The 17,036-nt window shown below is 60.0% G+C and carries 16 protein-coding genes and 1 tRNA gene; 9 read left to right on the forward strand and 8 right to left on the reverse strand.

Going from position 1 to position 17,036, the window contains the following annotated elements; translation table 11 throughout:
- Nucleotides 1-91: 91 nt before the first annotated feature.
- The gene (locus C1J05_RS14860) at nucleotides 92-1,132 is read left to right on the forward strand and encodes an NADP-dependent oxidoreductase (RefSeq protein ID WP_114872349.1); all 1,041 of its coding nucleotides are present in this window, start codon (nucleotides 92-94) and stop codon (nucleotides 1,130-1,132) included.
- Here C1J05_RS14860 and C1J05_RS14865 read toward each other — a convergent pair.
- Nucleotides 1,129-2,034 carry a LysR family transcriptional regulator gene (locus C1J05_RS14865; protein WP_114870932.1) on the reverse strand — a complete coding sequence of 302 codons (906 nt, stop codon included), beginning with the start codon at nucleotides 2,032-2,034 and terminating at the stop codon, nucleotides 1,129-1,131. The genes C1J05_RS14860 and C1J05_RS14865 overlap by 4 nt on opposite strands.
- A 96-nt stretch (nucleotides 2,035-2,130) precedes the next feature.
- Here C1J05_RS14865 and metF point away from each other — a divergent pair, with 96 nt between their 5' ends.
- The 3 genes from metF (at nucleotide 2,131) to C1J05_RS14880 (ending at nucleotide 4,651) form a co-directional block, all read left to right on the forward strand.
- Nucleotides 2,131-3,006 carry a methylenetetrahydrofolate reductase [NAD(P)H] gene (metF, locus tag C1J05_RS14870; protein ID WP_114870933.1) on the forward strand — a complete coding sequence of 292 codons (876 nt, stop codon included), beginning with the start codon at nucleotides 2,131-2,133 and terminating at the stop codon, nucleotides 3,004-3,006.
- A 62-nt stretch (nucleotides 3,007-3,068) separates the two neighbouring features.
- Nucleotides 3,069-3,554: a PaaI family thioesterase gene (locus C1J05_RS14875; RefSeq protein ID WP_114870934.1), complete on the forward strand. Its 486-nt coding sequence runs from the start codon at nucleotides 3,069-3,071 to the stop codon at nucleotides 3,552-3,554.
- Nucleotides 3,555-3,595: 41 nt separating this feature from the next.
- Nucleotides 3,596-4,651, forward strand: coding sequence for an AbrB family transcriptional regulator (locus C1J05_RS14880; protein ID WP_114870935.1), 1,056 nt, complete (start codon nucleotides 3,596-3,598; stop codon nucleotides 4,649-4,651).
- On the opposite strand, the gene C1J05_RS14885 is transcribed toward C1J05_RS14880, so the two are convergent.
- From C1J05_RS14885 to C1J05_RS14895, 3 genes are all read right to left on the reverse strand, one after another.
- On the reverse strand, nucleotides 4,648-5,730 hold the full coding sequence (locus tag C1J05_RS14885; RefSeq protein ID WP_114870936.1) for a DUF2235 domain-containing protein: 1,083 nt from the start codon (nucleotides 5,728-5,730) through the stop codon (nucleotides 4,648-4,650). The two genes, C1J05_RS14880 and C1J05_RS14885, sit on opposite strands and share 4 nt — an antisense overlap.
- Nucleotides 5,708-8,005, reverse strand: coding sequence for a xanthine dehydrogenase family protein molybdopterin-binding subunit (locus C1J05_RS14890; RefSeq protein ID WP_114870937.1), 2,298 nt, complete (start codon nucleotides 8,003-8,005; stop codon nucleotides 5,708-5,710). Before C1J05_RS14890 ends, C1J05_RS14885 begins: the two co-directional genes overlap by 23 nt.
- A gap of 75 nt (nucleotides 8,006-8,080) precedes the next feature.
- The gene (locus C1J05_RS14895; RefSeq protein WP_114870938.1) at nucleotides 8,081-9,214 is read right to left on the reverse strand and encodes a type III PLP-dependent enzyme; all 1,134 of its coding nucleotides are present in this window, start codon (nucleotides 9,212-9,214) and stop codon (nucleotides 8,081-8,083) included.
- Between the two features lie 105 nt (nucleotides 9,215-9,319).
- On the opposite strand from C1J05_RS14895, the gene C1J05_RS14900 reads away from it, so the two are divergent.
- On the forward strand, nucleotides 9,320-9,754 hold the full coding sequence (locus C1J05_RS14900) for an Lrp/AsnC family transcriptional regulator (protein WP_114870939.1): 435 nt from the start codon (nucleotides 9,320-9,322) through the stop codon (nucleotides 9,752-9,754).
- Nucleotides 9,755-9,818: 64 nt separating this feature from the next.
- Here the strand turns inward: C1J05_RS14900 and efp are convergent, their stop codons facing one another.
- The gene (efp, locus tag C1J05_RS14905) at nucleotides 9,819-10,382 is read right to left on the reverse strand and encodes an elongation factor P (RefSeq protein ID WP_114870940.1); all 564 of its coding nucleotides are present in this window, start codon (nucleotides 10,380-10,382) and stop codon (nucleotides 9,819-9,821) included.
- Between the two features lie 218 nt (nucleotides 10,383-10,600).
- Between efp and C1J05_RS14910 the strand changes: the two genes are divergently transcribed.
- Nucleotides 10,601-10,921: a DUF6280 family protein gene (locus C1J05_RS14910; protein WP_008228933.1), complete on the forward strand. Its 321-nt coding sequence runs from the start codon at nucleotides 10,601-10,603 to the stop codon at nucleotides 10,919-10,921.
- Between the two features lie 76 nt (nucleotides 10,922-10,997).
- Nucleotides 10,998-12,461 (forward strand): cobyric acid synthase, encoded by a 1,464-nt coding sequence (locus C1J05_RS14915; protein ID WP_114870941.1) that lies wholly within the window; start codon nucleotides 10,998-11,000, stop codon nucleotides 12,459-12,461.
- A gap of 12 nt (nucleotides 12,462-12,473) precedes the next feature.
- On the opposite strand, the gene C1J05_RS14920 is transcribed toward C1J05_RS14915, so the two are convergent.
- The 3 genes from C1J05_RS14920 to C1J05_RS14930 form a co-directional block, all read right to left on the reverse strand.
- Nucleotides 12,474-13,661 carry a hypothetical protein gene (locus C1J05_RS14920; RefSeq protein WP_114870942.1) on the reverse strand — a complete coding sequence of 396 codons (1,188 nt, stop codon included), beginning with the start codon at nucleotides 13,659-13,661 and terminating at the stop codon, nucleotides 12,474-12,476.
- 74 nt (nucleotides 13,662-13,735) lie between these two features.
- A complete protein-coding gene (locus C1J05_RS14925; RefSeq protein ID WP_254684613.1) occupies nucleotides 13,736-15,136 on the reverse strand; it encodes a TolC family outer membrane protein in 1,401 nt (466 codons plus the stop codon).
- A gap of 112 nt (nucleotides 15,137-15,248) precedes the next feature.
- The gene (locus C1J05_RS14930; RefSeq protein WP_114870944.1) at nucleotides 15,249-15,902 is read right to left on the reverse strand and encodes a protein-L-isoaspartate O-methyltransferase family protein; all 654 of its coding nucleotides are present in this window, start codon (nucleotides 15,900-15,902) and stop codon (nucleotides 15,249-15,251) included.
- Nucleotides 15,903-16,056: 154 nt separating this feature from the next.
- On the opposite strand from C1J05_RS14930, the gene C1J05_RS14935 reads away from it, so the two are divergent.
- Nucleotides 16,057-16,130: transfer RNA gene (locus tag C1J05_RS14935), tRNA-Cys, on the forward strand.
- Nucleotides 16,097-16,912, forward strand: coding sequence for a tyrosine-type recombinase/integrase (locus C1J05_RS14940; protein WP_114870945.1), 816 nt, complete (start codon nucleotides 16,097-16,099; stop codon nucleotides 16,910-16,912). Before C1J05_RS14935 ends, C1J05_RS14940 begins: the two co-directional genes overlap by 34 nt.
- Nucleotides 16,913-17,036: the final 124 nt, after the last annotated feature.

Consider the following 17,036-nt stretch of genomic DNA (forward strand, 5'->3'; position numbering starts at 1 on the left):
CGGCGGTGCAGCCGCCGCGTCACGGTGCATGCGCTTGCGATCAGGGGCCATCCGGTCAACACTGATGGCGGATATCGCACAGGAGTCACCCATGCCCGAACAGATGCTTCGTATCGCCCTGGCCAGTCGTCCCACCGGCGCACCGACAGCAGAAAACTTTCGCCACGAGGCACAGCCGATGCCCGAACCCGGCAAGGACGAGGTGCTGGTCAAAGTGCATTACATATCCCTTGATCCCTATATGCGCGGGCGGATGGATGACGGGAAATCCTATGCCGCCCCCATCCCGGTTGGCGGCACGATGGAAGGGGGCGGCGTGGGCGAGGTGATTGCCTCTAACGCGTCCGGGTTTGAACCGGGCGATTTTGTTATGGGCTATATGGGCTGGGCCACCCACGCCGTGCAGCCCGCCAATGCCTTGCGCAAACTTGATCCAGCACATGGCCCGATCACCGCCGCCCTTGGTGTTCTGGGGATGCCGGGGTTCACCGGCTGGCACGGGTTGATGGAATATGGCCGCCCGAAAAAAGGCGAAACGCTGGTTGTCGCCGCGGCCACCGGCCCTGTCGGTTCGATGGTGGGTCAACTGGCCAAATCAATGGGGCTGCGTGCCGTGGGCATTGCAGGCGGCCCTGAAAAATGCGCGCTGGCCGTCGACAGGTTCGGGTTTGATGCCTGCGTTGATCACCGCGCACACGAAACCTCATCGACCCTGCGCAAGGCCATCGCCGCCCACTGCCCCGATGGCGTCGACATTTATTTCGAAAACGTCGGTGGCAAAGTGCTTGAGGCGGTGTTCCCGTTATTGAACACCCATGCACGTATCCCGATCTGCGGCATGATCAGCTGGTACAATACGGGCGGATTGGGGGCCAACGCCCCGTCCGGGGGATTGACTGTCCCTGCTCTCTGGAGCGCCGCACTGGTCAAGTTCATGTCGATCAATGGCTTTATCATCTCGAACCACTGGGACCGGTTGCCCACCTTTCTGGCCGAAGTCGGGCCAAAGGTGGCCAAAGGCGATATTGCCTATCTGGAAGACATCACCGTCGGGCTGGAAAACGCGCCGGACGCCTTCATCGGTTTGTTAGAAGGCAGGAATATCGGCAAGCAATTGGTCAAGATCGCCTAGACCGCCTGCAACTTGCGTGCCTCAACCCGCGCCAACCGGATCAGATCGGCCATGTAGGGCTTGGTGCGGTCCGCACTGCGCACGGCGGCAAACAAGCGGCGGGTGATCCCCTTTTCCGTCAGCGGGCGGGTCACGTAATCAGAGTTGTATTTGACCTCTCGCACAACCCAGTCCGGCAGAACCGAAACGCCGCGGTTCGATGCAACCAGCAACAGGATCACCGCCGTCAGTTCCACCTGCCGGATCGCGGCAGGTTCGACCTTGGCGGGAATCAAAAGCTGCGAAAACACATCCAGTCGTGTGCGTTCCACCGGATAGGTGATCAGGGTCTGGCCGCGAAAATCCTCGGCCTCGATATAGGGTTTTTGCGACAGCGGGTGCGCCGAGGACGCGACGAAAACCGGCGCGTAATCGAACAGTTCGACAAAATCCACGCCTGCAAGGTCTTCGGGATCGGACGATACGACCAGATCAACCTCTTCCTTGTCCAGCGCGGGCATTGCGTCAAACGCCAGACCGGGGCGGATATCCACATCCACATCGGGCCAGCGCTTGCGGAACTCTTCCAGCACCGGAAACAGCCATTCAAAACAGGCGTGGCATTCGATCGCGATGTGCAAGCGCCCCGTGGTGCCGCCGCGCAGATTGGCAAATTCGTGTTGCAAGGCTTCGACTTGCGGCAACACCTGTTCGGCCAGTCGCAGCAGCCGCAATCCCGCCGCCGACAGCTTCATCGGCTTGGAGCGGCGAATGAACAGTTCCACCCCGGTCTGGTCCTCCAGCCCCTTGATCTGATGCGACAGGGCCGACTGCGTGATGTGCAACTGCTCTGCCGCGCGGGCCAGCCCGCCCGCCTCGTGAATGGCCTTGATGGTGCGCAGGTGACGGAATTCGATATGCATGAATACAAATCCAACTCATGTTATACTTGAATATTATGAAATTGTCTCACACTCGGTGCGCTGCCACAAGGGGTCAACACATAAAGGTATCCCATCATGACACACCGCACACCGCCCGCCGTTTCGTTCGAATTCTTTCCGCCCAAAGACCTCGCCGGATCGTTCCGGCTGTGGGATACGGTGCAATCCCTTGCCCCGCTGGAGCCTGATTTCGTGTCCGTCACATACGGCGCAGGCGGCACCACACGCGATCTTACCCGCGATGCCGTGGCCACGCTGCACACAGCGTCCGGCCTGAACGTGGCGGCGCACCTGACCTGTGTCGATGCCACACGCGCCGAAACCCTGAAGATCGCCGCCGATTTCGCCGCTGCCGGAGTATCCGATATCGTGGCTTTGCGGGGCGATCCGCCCAAGGGCACTGAAAAATTCACCCCCCACCCCGACGGGTTCGACAACGTCTGTGACCTGATCAGCGCGCTGGCGGACACCGGAACATTCAACATCCGTGTGGGGGCCTACCCCGAAAAACACCCCGAAGCGGCAGATATGGCAGCCAATATCAACTGGCTGAAACGCAAGATCGACGCCGGAGCCAACAGCGCCATCACGCAGTTCTTTTTCGAGGCAGACACGTTCCTGCGGTTTCGCGACGCGTGCGCCGATGCCGGCATTACCGCGCCGATCACGCCCGGTATCCTGCCCATCGAAAACTGGGCCGGCGCGCGCGCGTTCGCGCGGCGCTGCGGTACTACCATACCCGCATGGCTCGATTCCGCGTTCGAAAAGGCGACCCGCGACAACCGCGCCGATCTGCTGGCCACCGCCGTCTGCACCGAACTCTGTGACAAGTTGCTGGAAAACGGCGTGGACACATTGCATTTCTACACGCTGAACCGGCCGGAACTGACGCGCGATGTATGTCACGCACTGGGGATCACCCCGCGCGTGCAATTGCGCCATGTTGCTTAGGGCTTGCACCTGATCGCGGGCCTTTCTAGCGTGGCGCAAACACACGCAAAACAGGCCCAGCGATGCATTTTGCCCAGAAACCGGACGATCTGGCCGATCGTGAAACACTTCTGTCGATGTCCGGCCTTGAATTCATGCAAGCCATCCTGAACGGGCACCTGCCCGCACCTGCCATCGCGCAGACCATGGGCATACGCGTTCACGCGGTTGCAGACGGACAGGTCACGTTTTGCGGCACACCGGAATTCAACGTCACCAACCCCGTGGGCGCAGTGCATGGCGGATGGTATGGCACGTTGCTTGACAGCGCACTGGGCTGCGCGGTCATGACCAAAGTGCCAAAGGGTTCGGTTTATACGACGCTGGAATACAAGATAAACATCACCCGCGCGATCCCGCTGGGTATGCTGGTCAACTGCACCGCAATTGTTGATCACGCGGGCCGTTCGACCTGCGTTGCCCATGGCGAAATCCGAGGCGTCGAAGACGGCAGGCTTTATGCCACCGGATCAACCACCTGCATCATCATGAACTTCGGCGGCGCGTAATCCCGCTTCCGGCGCGGGATCAGAAATGCTAGCCGTGAACCATGTCTTACTGGCCCGGTTTTCGCGACATCTTTGTCACCGCCTATACGCTGGGTGCCGGCGCGCTTGGGGCGCTGATCGGCTATTGGATCGGTCTGCCGGTCTATCTTCTGACCGGACCGGCACTACTGATCAGCCTTGCCACCCTGACCGGGCTGCACCTTGCGATTGCCCCTGTGGTTCGGGATTTTGCGTTTATCCTGATCGGCATCAGCATCGGCGCGGGCGTTGATCCGCAGGCGGCAGACGCCTTCATACGCTGGCCGATCGCGTTTCTGATGCTGGCTTTCATGCTGATCCTGACATTGATCCTGTGCCGCGACCTGCTGGTCCGGGTATTCGGGTTTGATCCCCGCAGCGCCGTTCTGGCCGCCAGCCCCGGCCATCTCAGCTATATCATCAGCCTCAGCGAAAGCATGAAGGTCGATATCAGCCGCGTCGCGGTGGTGCAGTCGGTCCGCCTGCTGGCGCTTACACTATGCGTGCCCTTTGCCGCGCTAGCGTTCGGGATCCGGATTGATACGGCCTTTGCCTCGTCCGCGCCGCTGATGCGGGTGGATCACGCGATTGTACTGTTCTGTCTGTCTCTGGTGTTTGGCCTGATCCTGAAACGCGCCAATGCCCCCGCCGCGCTATTGATCGCCGCGATGATCGTTTCGGCGGCCGCGCATCTCTCTGAACGTGCGCCGGGTGTTCTGTCGCCCCAGATCACCCACGCGATGTTTGTTGTCATGGGCACACTGATCGGCACCCGGTTTTCCGGCATCCACCTGGCAGCATTGCGCAAAACACTGGTTGCAGGGTTGTCCACAACCCTGCTGACCGTGTTGCTTGCGATGGCGGCCGCGGTGCCCGTGGCCTATGCGCTTGGCCTGCCCGTCGCGCATGTGCTGATCGCTTTTGCGCCCGGCGGCTTGGAAACCATGGTTGTGATGGGCGTTGTACTGGGCGCCAATCCCGGCTTTGTGGCCGCATGCCACGTGGCGCGCCTGTTGTTCCTGACCGTGCTGGTACCTGCCGTTCTGGCCCGCGCCCCCAAGGATCGCAGCCTGCCCTAACCGGATTGCGGCCCTTCTTCGGCCAGCATCAGCGCCGATTTCGACAGCGTATCAGAATGAACATTGACCGTTTCATGCAACCGCTCGCAGCGTGTTTGCCCTACCACACGGACACGGCGCAAAAGAAACATCTTGCCATAGCCGCGCCATTTCCCGACGGACGGCGCATCGGGGTCGGTCGGAAACCGGCTGGCCCAGTTTTCCGGCAACGGCAAACCGCATTCCTGTGCGCGCTCCAACATCCAGACAAAGGAAATATTGGCCAGGGGCCGCGCCGGGTAAAACCCGCTAAGTTGCCCGCCGACATCGCCATGTGTGCCGCGAAACCACACCTGTTCCACCCGGCCGTTCCATTCCTGCGGGCACTCCCACAAGACAGGGGTAAAAACCTCGCGGTTTTCATCCAGCGCAAGGGCGTGAAACCCGTGTTTTACCGATGGCACCAGATCGTGGTTGTGAAAATCGTGGCGCTTTGCATCCAGCCGCCACAACAGCGGCACCCGCAAGCCCAGCGCCTTGACCGTGTCCCAGACGCCGACCATCTCGATTTCGGTCTGCGCGTGACAATAGGCGCGGGCAAACGCGGCCGCAAAGCTGTTGCCGGGATTGCACTGGTAATGCCTGTAAACCTCGCGGATGTTGCGTTCGGTCGCATGCTCCGCCTTGACCAGCCCGACCATGTCGATAACACCCGCCAGCGACCGAACCGCATAGGCACCACGCGAATATCCCATCAGATAAATGCTGTCACCGGGGCGATAACGCGATGCCAGATACCCGTAGGCGCGCCTGATCTGCCGGTTGATCCCGCGCCCCATCATCACATCAGGCGCGGCGCGCCAATCCATGAACTGCAACCCCGCCTCGTAATAAAGCGACACGTCGCCGTTCATTTCACGCAACAGTTTATAGGTTTGTCCGGCGTGGGTTTCATAGCCGGGTTCCAACGTGGACATCGTCCCGTCCAGAATGATCACATGGCTGACAGGGCCGCGCCCGCGCGGTTTGCTTGACCGGGCGCGCGACAACCGCGCCCGCAGCCACGCCGAAAATGCATTAGTCAGCCAGTTCAGTTGCATCCTGTAACAATTCCCATACTCGTAATGGCGTAAACGGCATGTCCGCCTGCCTGACACCTTTGTTCCACAGCGCATCCTGCACCGCATTGGCCACCGCCGCCATGGACCCGACTGTCCCGGCCTCACCGCAGCCTTTCATCCCCATGGGATTGGCCGTCGATGGCACCGGTTCAGAGCGAAAGCCAATCATGGGCAGATCATCGGCCCTTGGCATGGCGTAGTCCATGAAACTTGCCGTGAGCAGTTGGCCATCTTCATCATAGACCACCCGCTCGCTCAGCGCCTGACCAAGACCCTGGGCCACACCTCCATGTACCTGACCTTCGGCCAGCATCGGGTTGATAAGATTCCCGAAATCGTCCACCACACAGTACTTATCCACCCGCGTCACGCCGGTTTCCGGATCAATCACAACTTCCGCGACATGCGCACCGTTCGGGTAGGATCGCGCCGGCAAAGTGGCGCGCGCCTCGTGCTCCAGCAAATCGGTGCGCCCGTCCGCGCGCGCCATGTCGGCCGCTTCCAGCAGGGTCGGGGTCATATTCGACCCCGGCGCGCGAAATGTTTCATCGTCAAACACAACATCTTCTCTTTCCACCCCCATCTTATCTGCCAGATAGGGCGTAAATGCGGCGATCATCGTGTCAGCTGTGGCCAGCGTGGCATGGGTTTGCACCGTCACAGACCGTGACCCGCCTGTGCCACCACCCTTGGCAATCAGATCACTGTCGCCCTGCACCACATGGATGCGGTCCGCCGGAATACCGGTCTGGTCCGCCAGAAACTGCGCATAGACCGTTTCATGCCCCTGCCCGTTTGATTGTGTGCCCACAAGAATATGCACTGTCCCGTCCGCGTTAAAGACCACCTTGGCACCTTCCGAAGGATCGCCCAGAATACTTTCAATATAGTAACACAAGCCCTGCCCGCGCAGCTGGCCCCGCGCGCCATCCGCCGCCTTGCGCGCGGCAAAACCGGCGGCATCCGCCTCGACCGCGGCCCGCGCCAGCACCTTGTGAAAATCACCAACATCGTAAAGTTCGCCGGTGGCCGACGTATAGGGAAACGCACCCGCAGGAATGAAATTGCGCCGCCGCAACTCCCACGGATCAACGCCCAGTTCGCGTGCCGCGCGGTCCATCGCCCGTTCCAGCACATAAATCGCCTCGGGGCGGCCCGCGCCGCGGTAGGCATCAACCTGCGCCGTGTTCGTGTAATAGCCTTCCACCTGCAACCACGTGGTTTGCACATCGTAACAGCCCATAAGAACCTTGGAAAACAGCAGGGTCTGGATCGGCTGGGCGAATTGCGAATTATAGGCACCCAGATTGCATTTGGTGCGCACCCGATAAGCCGTGATCTTGTGGTTCTCGTCAAAGGCCAGTTCCGCCAGAGAGTCCAGATCGCGCCCGCCATTGTCGCTCAGCATCGCCTCGGTCCGCTCGGACATCCAGCGCACAGGGCGGGTCAGCATCCGCGCGGCCTGCGCCACCACGAAATATTCCGGATAGGGCATCGCCTTCATGCCAAACCCGCCACCTACATCGGGGATGGTGACGCGCACGTTTTCGGGCGGCAAGCCCGTCATCGCGCACAACTGATCCTTGAGGCCCCAAACCCCCTGCCCGTTGAACGCCACGTGTAATCTGTTGCCGTCCCAATCAGCGAAACAGCCGCGCGGCTCCATGGAATTCACGATAATCCGGTTGTCAGCCACATTCAGACGCACCACATGCGCCGCCGCGGCAAAGGCCGCATCGGTCGCCGCTTCATCACCCATGCCCCAGTCAAAGGCGCGGTTGTCGGGCGCTTCGTCATGCAGGGGCGCGCCACCCGGGCCGACATCGGTTTTGACAGGCAGTTCTTCGTAATCCAGAGCGATCAACTCGGCGGCGTCGCGCGCCTGTTCGTGGCTGTCCGCCACGATCATCGCAACCGGATCGCCGACAAACCGCACCCGCCCGCGCGCCAGAAAGGGCCGCACCGGCGCGGCGGCCTTGGTTCCGTCGCGATTGTCCAGAATTGTGGCTCGCATTGCCGTGGTGATGCCGGCGGCATCCAGATCATCACTGCTCAGAACCAGATGCACCCCGTCAGCGGCGCGCGCCTCTTCCAGATCGAGGGATATGATCCTTGCATGCGCCACGGGCGAGCGGAACACATAGGCATGCAATGCGCCCGCAGGCGCCACATCATCAATATATCCACCGCCACCCGTCAGAAACCGCAGGTCTTCGACCCGCCGCACCGGCTGGCTTTTCCCGAATTTTTCCATGATCTGCCCTTTGCCTTCTGCGCTCGTCCGGACACTAGCCCCAAGTGCGCCAGTGTCCAGCAGATGGCGCGCAGATCAGCGCAGGCTTTGTGTACTGATCACATCGCGCAGGCCATAGCCGTTGAACGCAGTGCTCATCGCGATCGAATAGGCGCCCATGGCGTCAAACAGAACATAATCGCCCGCCTGCAGGTCATCCGGCAGCGGCAACCCGTCGGGCAACCGATCCAGACTGTCACAGGTTGGTCCGAATACCACGCGCGGGCGCGGCGCAGCCTCCCGCAACTGTCCATCCGGCGCATAAACACGCACACGATGCGACAGCGCCATGTCGCGCAGATCGGCCAGCCCACCATAGATACCATCGTTCAGAAACAGCTGATCGGGGGCGCGCACGGCCTTGACCCGCGCAGCCAGCGAAAACGCCTCGGCCACCATCGCGCGGCCCGGTTCACACAGCAGATCAGGGCGCTGCGCGCCAAAAGCATCGGTGACAGCACCGTCAATAGCATGGAAAACAGCATCCAGATCGGGCACAACCGGCCCGCGGTGCGCGGCAAACCCGCCCCCCACATTCAGGCGCCCGGTTGTCACACCTGCCGTTTTCGTGATCTCCGCAGCCGCACGGATATAGACCGCCCAGACATTCGGATCTTCGCACTGGGTGCCCGGATGAAAGCACAGGGACGGCGCAAAGCCCATTTCGGCAACGGCGCGCAGCAATTCCACCGCGCGTTCGGGCGTTGCCCCGAATTTGGCACCGAAATCATAGGCCGCACCCGACACGGGCAAGGCAAAGCGCACTGCAACCTCGCAGTCACGCGGCACCGCATGCAACTTGCGTAATTCGCCCATGTCATCGACAGACCAGCTGGCCACACCGGCGGCGATACCCGCAGTGATCTCTGCAGCCGACCGGACAGGGTTATTGTAATGCAGTGTGGCACTTGGCAGAGCACGGCGCACGGCCGCCATTTCAGCAGGCGATGCGACATCAAAAGCGGTCAGTCCGGCAGCCACCAGATTGTCCAGCACAACAGCACTGTCATTGGCCTTGACCGCATAGGTCACCAACCCGTCAAAGCCGCCCTGAAACTGGCGCGCCGTTGCCTGCAACAATGCCGGATCAAAATACAAAACCGGCTGGTCCGGCTGTTCGCGCGCCAGATGTGTGGCCGGATCGCGCCAAAGTGTCGGGTTCTGCTGCATCTTTAACCTCGTCTGTTTTTTTCCAGTTTCTTCTGTTTCATTGTCGATTCAACGTATCACTTATGTTAATTCAGAGTCATTGATCGGCATATCGAAGGCTAATTGATGCAAATCGACGAAACGGATACGAAATTGCTGCGCCTGTTGCGTGAAAACGCGCGCCTGCCTGTCAGCACACTGGCCGCGCGTCTGGGGCTGGCACGCACCACAGTGCAGGCGCGGATCGAACGTCTGGAAAAGACTGGTACGATTTTGGGCTATACGCTGCGCACAGGCGGGCATCTGCGCCCGCGCCTACGCGCGACGGCCCTTGTCAGCATCGAACCGCGCAGTGGCCCCGCCGTTCTGGACCGGCTGCGATCGCTGTCAGGCGTCGAAGTGGTGCACACCACGGCGGGGCGCTTTGATCTGATGGTACAGATTTCCGCCGGATCAACCGAAGAACTGGACGCCACGCTGGACCGCATCGGCGAGGCGCGCGGCGTGCGCAGTTCGGAAAGCCTGATCCATCTGGCAACAAAACTGGACCGCGTGATCTAGGATTCGCAGCAGTTCCGACAAAAAAAGGCGGCCCCCAAGGCCGCCTTTTGAAAATGACGTCACGTCACGCGCGTTCAGAATATTCCATCGTTTCGGTGTTCACCACCACGTCTTCGTCCTGACCGACAAAGGGCGGAACCATGATCTTTACACCGTTATCAAGGATCGCAGGCTTGAACGAATTTGCCGCAGTCTGGCCTTTGACCACCGGTTCAGTCTCGACAATCTTGCACACCACTTTTTGTGGCAGCGACGCGCTCAGCGCCTCGCTTTCATGAAACTCGACCACAACGGTCATACCGTCCTGAAGGAACGGACGGCGTTCCCCCAGAATATCAGCGGGAACTTCGACCTGTTCATAGGTTTCCGCATCCATGAAAACCAGCATCCCATCGTTTTCATACAGAAATTGCTGGTCTTTTTGTTCCAGACGCACCCGTTCCACCTTGTCGGCAGAGCGGAATCTTTCGTTCAGTTTCGATCCGTTTCGCAGGTTCTTCATTTCCACCTGCGCAAACGCGCCGCCCTTTCCGGGTTTGACGTGATCGACTTTCACAGCGGCCCACAGACCACCATTGTGCTCCAGTATATTCCCTGGGCGGATTTCGTTTCCGTTAATTTTAGGCATGTGCAGAAACCATGGCAAAAGGTTGATGAAAAGTTGATCGCACCTATATCTGGCGGGATAGAGGCTGGCAAGACAACCATATCTCGTGCTGCATATGCAGAAAGCCATGCGACAAGCGCATAGGTGTTATGCGTTTACGGGGTATCCGAATCGAAACTAATGCTTCATAAGAAACGCCACGCCGAAAATGCAAGAGCAAGAAAAACAAGGATGACGAGATGAAAGATTTCGTTGACGGCACAGCCTTTAATAACGAGCAAGGCAACCGTGCACGCAAACTATTCGCAGCTGTCGTATTGGCTGCACTGGACGACGCCATCGCCGACGACAAGAAGTATGGCAATGGTCCTGAACAGATCGCCCGCTGGGCCCGTTCCCGTGACGGGCGCGAGGTGCTGTCGTGCGCGGGCATCGACCCGAACGAACGTGTCGTGACCGGGCTGATGGATTTCGTCGGCAAGGGCGTGCGTACGTCTGTCGCCCTGTCGCGCGAAGAAAGCGAACGCCGCAACGCTGCCCAGCAGGCCGAAGCCGCCTAAGCGACCACGTCAGTTCAAGACGACCTGGAACGCGCCTTTGGGGCGCGTTTTTTGGTGGCACACCGAAAGGGCCACAATGGCGCGATGCATAATGATCCAAGGCACCGGCACCAATGTCGGCAAGTCCATGATCGTGGCGGGCCTTGCGCGCGCCTTTGTGCGCCGCGGCCTGTCCGTGCGTCCGTTCAAACCGCAAAACATGTCCAACAACGCCGCTGTCACACCGGATGGCGGCGAAATCGGGCGCGCGCAGGCACTGCAGGCGCGTGCGGCCTGTGTTGCCCCGCACATCGATATGAACCCCGTTCTTTTGAAACCGCAAAGCACGACAGGCGCGCAGGTCATCGTACAGGGCAAGGTGCGCGGGATGCAGTTGGCCAAGAACTACGGCCAGCACAAACACAACCTGCTGCCCGATGTACTGGACAGTTTTTACCGCCTTGCACAAGCCTGTGATCTTGTCCTGATCGAAGGCGCCGGCAGCCCGTCTGAAACCAATTTGCGTGCCGGCGACATTGCCAATATGGGCTTTGCCACGGCTGCAGACGTACCTGTTGTCCTGTTCGGTGATATTGATCGAGGCGGTGTCATCGCGCAGATTGTCGGCACTTCGGCGGTACTGGATATCGCCGACCTGAAACAGATAAAAGCGTTTGGGGTCAACAAGTTTCGTGGTGATGTTCGCCTTTTTGATGACGGGCTAAGCGATATCATTGCGCGAACCGGCTGGCCTTGTCTTGGTGTCATCCCATGGTTTGACGGTGCCGCGCACCTGCCCGCCGAAGACGTGATGGACATCGCCTCCAAATCCGGTGGCGATTTCAGGATCGCCGTGCCCCGCCTGCCCCGCATCGCAAATTTCGACGATCTCGATCCCCTGTCACAGGAACCCGGTGTCAGCGTTGCCTTTATCGAACCCGGCACGGCCCTGCCCGGGGATGCCGATCTGGTTCTGATCCCCGGAAGCAAGGCCACACTGGCCGATCTGGCCGCGTTTCGCAGTGCCGGGTGGGATGTTGATCTGGCCGCCCATATCCGCCGTGGCGGGCAGGTTATGGGCATTTGCGGCGGTTATCAGATGTTGGGGCAAACCCTTTCAGATCCGCTGGGCATCGAAGGGCCGCCGGAAACGGTAGAGGGGTTGGGGCATCTCAATGTGCACACCGTTCTGGAACCGCACAAACAGGTCACGCAGGTTTCCGGCCATGACTACCACAGCGGCGCCCCTGTCGAAGGCTACGAAATTCACATGGGCAAGACCACCGGCCCCGATTGCGCGCGCCCCTGGCTGACGATCAGCGGCCAACCCGCAGGGGCCGCCAGTGCCAACGCCCTTGTCCGCGGCTGCTATGTGCACGGGTTGTTCGCATCCGACAGGTTTCGTGCTGCTTTTCTTGCAAATCACGGAGTCGCGTCGGATCACAGCTATGATCAGACGGTCGAAACCGCGCTGGACGCTTTGGCCCAGCATCTTGAACGCCACATGGATATTGATGCACTGTTTGCTCTGGCAACAGAGGTCAGGCCGCAGCCCCGTTAACCGGGCCGGTGTTCAGTCCAGATCCAGTTCGGCCAAGGCACGCTGGATTTCGCGCCGCACCAGTTTACGCACATTGCGGGTAATCCGTTCACCCAGCCTGCCCTGCAACTCCTGACGCACGATATCACTGACAAGTTCCCGCAGGGATTCTTCGTCCAGAACCGCATCACCCTCATCAACCTGTTCAAAGTCGATCGGATCGCCCCGATGGCGGAATTGCGGTTGCGCCACAAATACATCCTCGTCCTGCTCTGCTTGCGGGTCTTGCGCTTCAAATGCAGGTTCAACGTTGCCCGATTGATCGGCATCGATGTCATGCAAAACCGTTGTGGTGTCCGCTGCGGCCGCTTCCGGCGGGGTCTGATCTTCGTGATCTTCCCACTCCATCGCCTCGACTTCGGTGCCGGAATAATCGTCCTTGCCGGTGTCATCCGGTTCCCACTGGTCCGGGGTCTTGGCGATAACTTCTTCCAGTGCGGCAATTTTTTCCGTCAATTCCTTGGTCGAGGCACGGCGGAATACCAAAGGTGCATCGGGTGCCACGTCTTCGGTCTTGTCAAACAGGCTCTCGGCCGTCTCGTCCTGTTCCGGATCGGGCGTTTCGTCGCTGTCCGCATACTGATCTTCTGACACAGCTTCGGGCTGGTCCCACTGTGTATCGTGATCTTCCACGCGCTGTTCCACTGTGTTTTCAGCTGCTTGCGCCCCTTCATCTTCAGGCGCATCGTCTTCGGTCGGGCGGTTGTCCTTTGCGCATTCCTGATCTGGCGCAGTTTGACGCGCCTCTTTGCGCAAATGGTTCAGAAAGAAATACGAACTGCTTGCCGACCCGCCGGCCTGCGCCGAATACCCTGCGTTCCGGTTGCTATTCTGCGAATCGGCCTGCGGCGCTTCACCCGCTTGCGCGGGCGCGGCTTGCCCTGCCGTTTCGTCGTGCGTGTCCTCTGTCAGGCCGGATGCGTCCTGCGCATCAGGCGCGTCGGCAATCGCTTCGGCCTCGTCCGGTTCGGGATGCGTTTCGGCCCATTTGGTTTCGTCGTCATCCTGCACCCGCAGCGCAGGCGTGAGAACCAACCGGCCCGGCGCTGTATCCGGCCCAGTGCCGGCCGCCACCTCTTTGGGGCGAACATCACTCGATACAAGACGGCGTATCGAAGACAAAACGTCCTCAACTTCGGCGCGGTTTACTGGGTCTGGCATACACTCACTTCCACAATCGCTTTTGAACAATACTAACGGCTGGATTTAAGTCTCACAACAGATAGAGAAAATTGTTATTCTTTCCCCAGCGACTTTAGCACTTTGTCCAGCTGCTTGCCCTGACGGCTGGACGCGGTCGGCGCGTCCTTTACCAGATCGTAATACGCCGCCGGATCATAACGCTGTACCGCCAGGTTCAGCCCGTCCGCAGTCAGCGTTCCGATCGAAGACAGCACCGCATAAGCCGCGATATACTGTTGTGCCTGCGCCGAAATCCGCGTTGCCTGCGCATCCAGAAGCTCTTGTTCCGCGTCCAGCACATCCAGCGTTGTCCGCGCGCCCAGTGCCGCTTCCTCCCGGATGCCATCAAATGCGATTCGGGCCGCAACGATCTGTTGTTCCGATGATTCCAGCGCAGCCCGCGCCACAGCCAGCCGCGCAACAGCGTTGCCCACGTTCTGCTGAAGATCATGGCGCACACGGTGCAGATTGCCCCGCGCCGCATCGCGGAATGCGATCGCCTGCCGCACACTGGCCGACAAAGCACCGCCTCCGTAAATCACCTGATTCATCCGCAGCCCGACCGATGCCGACTGGCCGAAATTGCTGGATCCCAGCTTGTCATCCGACGCGATCCGCCCGTCCAGAGTGATACGGGGGCGGATATCCGATTTAGCCCGCAGGATATTCAGTTCTGCTGCGGCCACTTCGCGCTGGACCTGCAACATGAACGGATGCCCGCGCACCGCCTGGTTCTTGGCGCTGTCGATGTTGCCCGGTATGCTTGGCAACCGCCCCGGCGCAACCAGATTGCCCGGTGCCCGCCCGACGACGTTCTTGTATTCTTCAACCGCGATAAAATAATCGCCTTGCGCCACCGCCAGCCCCGACCGGCCCGCCGCCAAACGCGATTCTGCCTGCGCCACGTCCGTACGCGTCACTTCACCCACTTCAAACCGGTCCTGTGCGGCGCGCAGTTGTTCCGAAATAAGCCGCACGTTGTTTTGCCGCAAGGCGACGAACTCTGCCGCGCTGATTACGGTAAAAAAGGCGGACACTGTCCGCAAAAACACATCCTGCTCGATCGCGACCAGATTATAGCGGGTCGCAAGCAATGTTTCCTTTGCCGCCTCGACCGCAAGTTTGCTGCTGCCACCATCATACAGCAAGATTTCTGCGTTCAGTCCCAGCAACAGATTGGTCGAATTTCTGTCGGTGATCGTGGGTGTCAGGGTACTGCGCCCGTAAACCGATCCGTTTTCGATTGCCGCGCTCCAACTGATGATCGGGCGCAAGGCAGATACCGCGCGGGCAACATCCTCATCCGCAGCGCGCAGCAAAGCTCTGTTCTGATCCAGCAATCCGCTGTGCGTGTAGGCGCCGATCAGCGCATCGGCCAGTGTCTCTGCCCTGCCCTTGCCAGGCGCGCCCCCCAGAACCATCAAAACTGCGACCAGCGCAAAGATGCCTTTCACGCATAAATTCCTGATTTTGCTGCGGAATGCATTCACCATGGTATGTCAAACCCCTTCAGGATTGTCTTTGGTTTGCGTCGACCTTCAACCTGCAATGCAACGCTACACCGCGCTAAAGAGAAAAGACAGTTTCGCGCTCGAACCCGGCCAGAACCGGTGCCGCCGCGTTAAAGGAAAACCGCCAGTTTACGTCTCCGTCAATCTTGTAGCCGATGCGCACCACACCCAGCGCCCCATCCATGAACAGACAGGCGATGCGACCGCCCTCTTTCAGCTGATCCAGAATGGCTTGCGGTACCTGCTCGACCCCGCCCTGCACGGTGATGGCATCATAGGGGCCGTGTTCCGGCGCGCCCTCGGCCAGCACACCGGCCTGTACGATCACATTGTCCGCGCCCATTTCCGTCAGCGTTGTCTGCGTATCCGCCGCACGTTCGTCGTCACTGTCAACCGCGACAACGGCCTCGGCCATCCGCGCAATTACGGCTGATGAATAGCCGTAGCCGCAGCCGATATCCAAAACCAGTTCGTTTCCGGAAATATCAAGCGCATCCAGCATTTTCGCCAGCGTTCTGGGTTCCATCAGAACCGCCCCGCCCCCCAGATCGATGTTTTCGCCCATATAGGCGGCCTCGCGCTTGTTCGCCGGCACGAATTTTTCGCGCGGAACGGCCAGCATGGCGTCAATGATCGGGAACTTGGTCACGTCCGAAGGGCGCACTTGCGTGTCCACCATCATCGTGCGTCGTGCGGCATAATCTGGCATAATCTAAACTCAATCGTTCGGAATCTGGTGGGTCAGGTGTCGCACATCTTGTTCGGCACAGCAACGGTTCGCAACGCACGTCGTGGCAAAACGCAGCTACTGACTTGCGGCCCTGCAACAGATCGGCTAATCCGGCGAAACCACAGCGATCTCAGGCGAGTTGGCGGAGTGGTGACGCAGCGGATTGCAAATCCGTGTACACCGGTTCGATTCCGGTACTCGCCTCCAAGTTGCATTCGGCTGCTAAGCCGTTGGAAGACAAACAAAGAATCAACGAAACAAAACCGGACACACAGGTGTCCACGGATTTTGGAGGCACGACTGTGCGCGTTGATTTGGCCCTTGAGGCATACAGAGAAGATCACCTTACGGGGCTGCGGACGGGGTCCGAACGCTACACCCAACTGGCCCGAATCGTTGCGCCGTTTTCACATCGACAGATGCACGAGATCGACAACGTGACACTGAGCAACGTGTTGGGCCGATGGAAGGGCGGCACCCGGAACCGATACCGGGCGGCTGTGACCCATTTCTGGAAGTGGGGGCGCGCCTACGGCTACACCACGCTGCACCCGACCTTGTTGGCTGGCAAAGAGACGTCACGCGACGACGTGCTCTCCGTGCGGCTGCTGCGGACCCTCTACCACCATGCGGGGCGCATGGACGAGCCATGGGCCACCTACGGGCGGTTGCTGATCCTCACGGGGCAGCGGCACGGCGATGTGATGAACTTCCACCACGAGCGGCTGCATCAAGGTGACATGCACCTGCCAACCAGCAAAACCGGAACGCCCCATATCGTGACGCTTGGGACGCGTGGTCTGACCTTGGCGACCTTTCACTGCCACGGGTTCAACATGGCCACCACAGCCCATTTCAAGCGGCGCTGGTTCCGCAAGGCCGGTGTGCCTCTCTCCTACCGCCTGCACGACATCAGACGGTCGTTTGCCACGCATCTGGCGGAGGCTGGCGAAGATGAGGCGGACATCGACCGCATGCTGAACCATTGACATCAGGTCACGCGTCAGGATCGTCTTGTCGCGCGCCACGACGGCGGGAACGGTGCAAACGTAAAACTCAGGGGCATCATCATCCACACGCTTCACCACAAGACCGAACGGCCAGCGACGGCCA

The sequence above is a fragment of the Sulfitobacter sp. JL08 genome, from assembly GCF_003352045.1.
Classification (GTDB): Bacteria; Pseudomonadota; Alphaproteobacteria; order Rhodobacterales; family Rhodobacteraceae; genus JL08.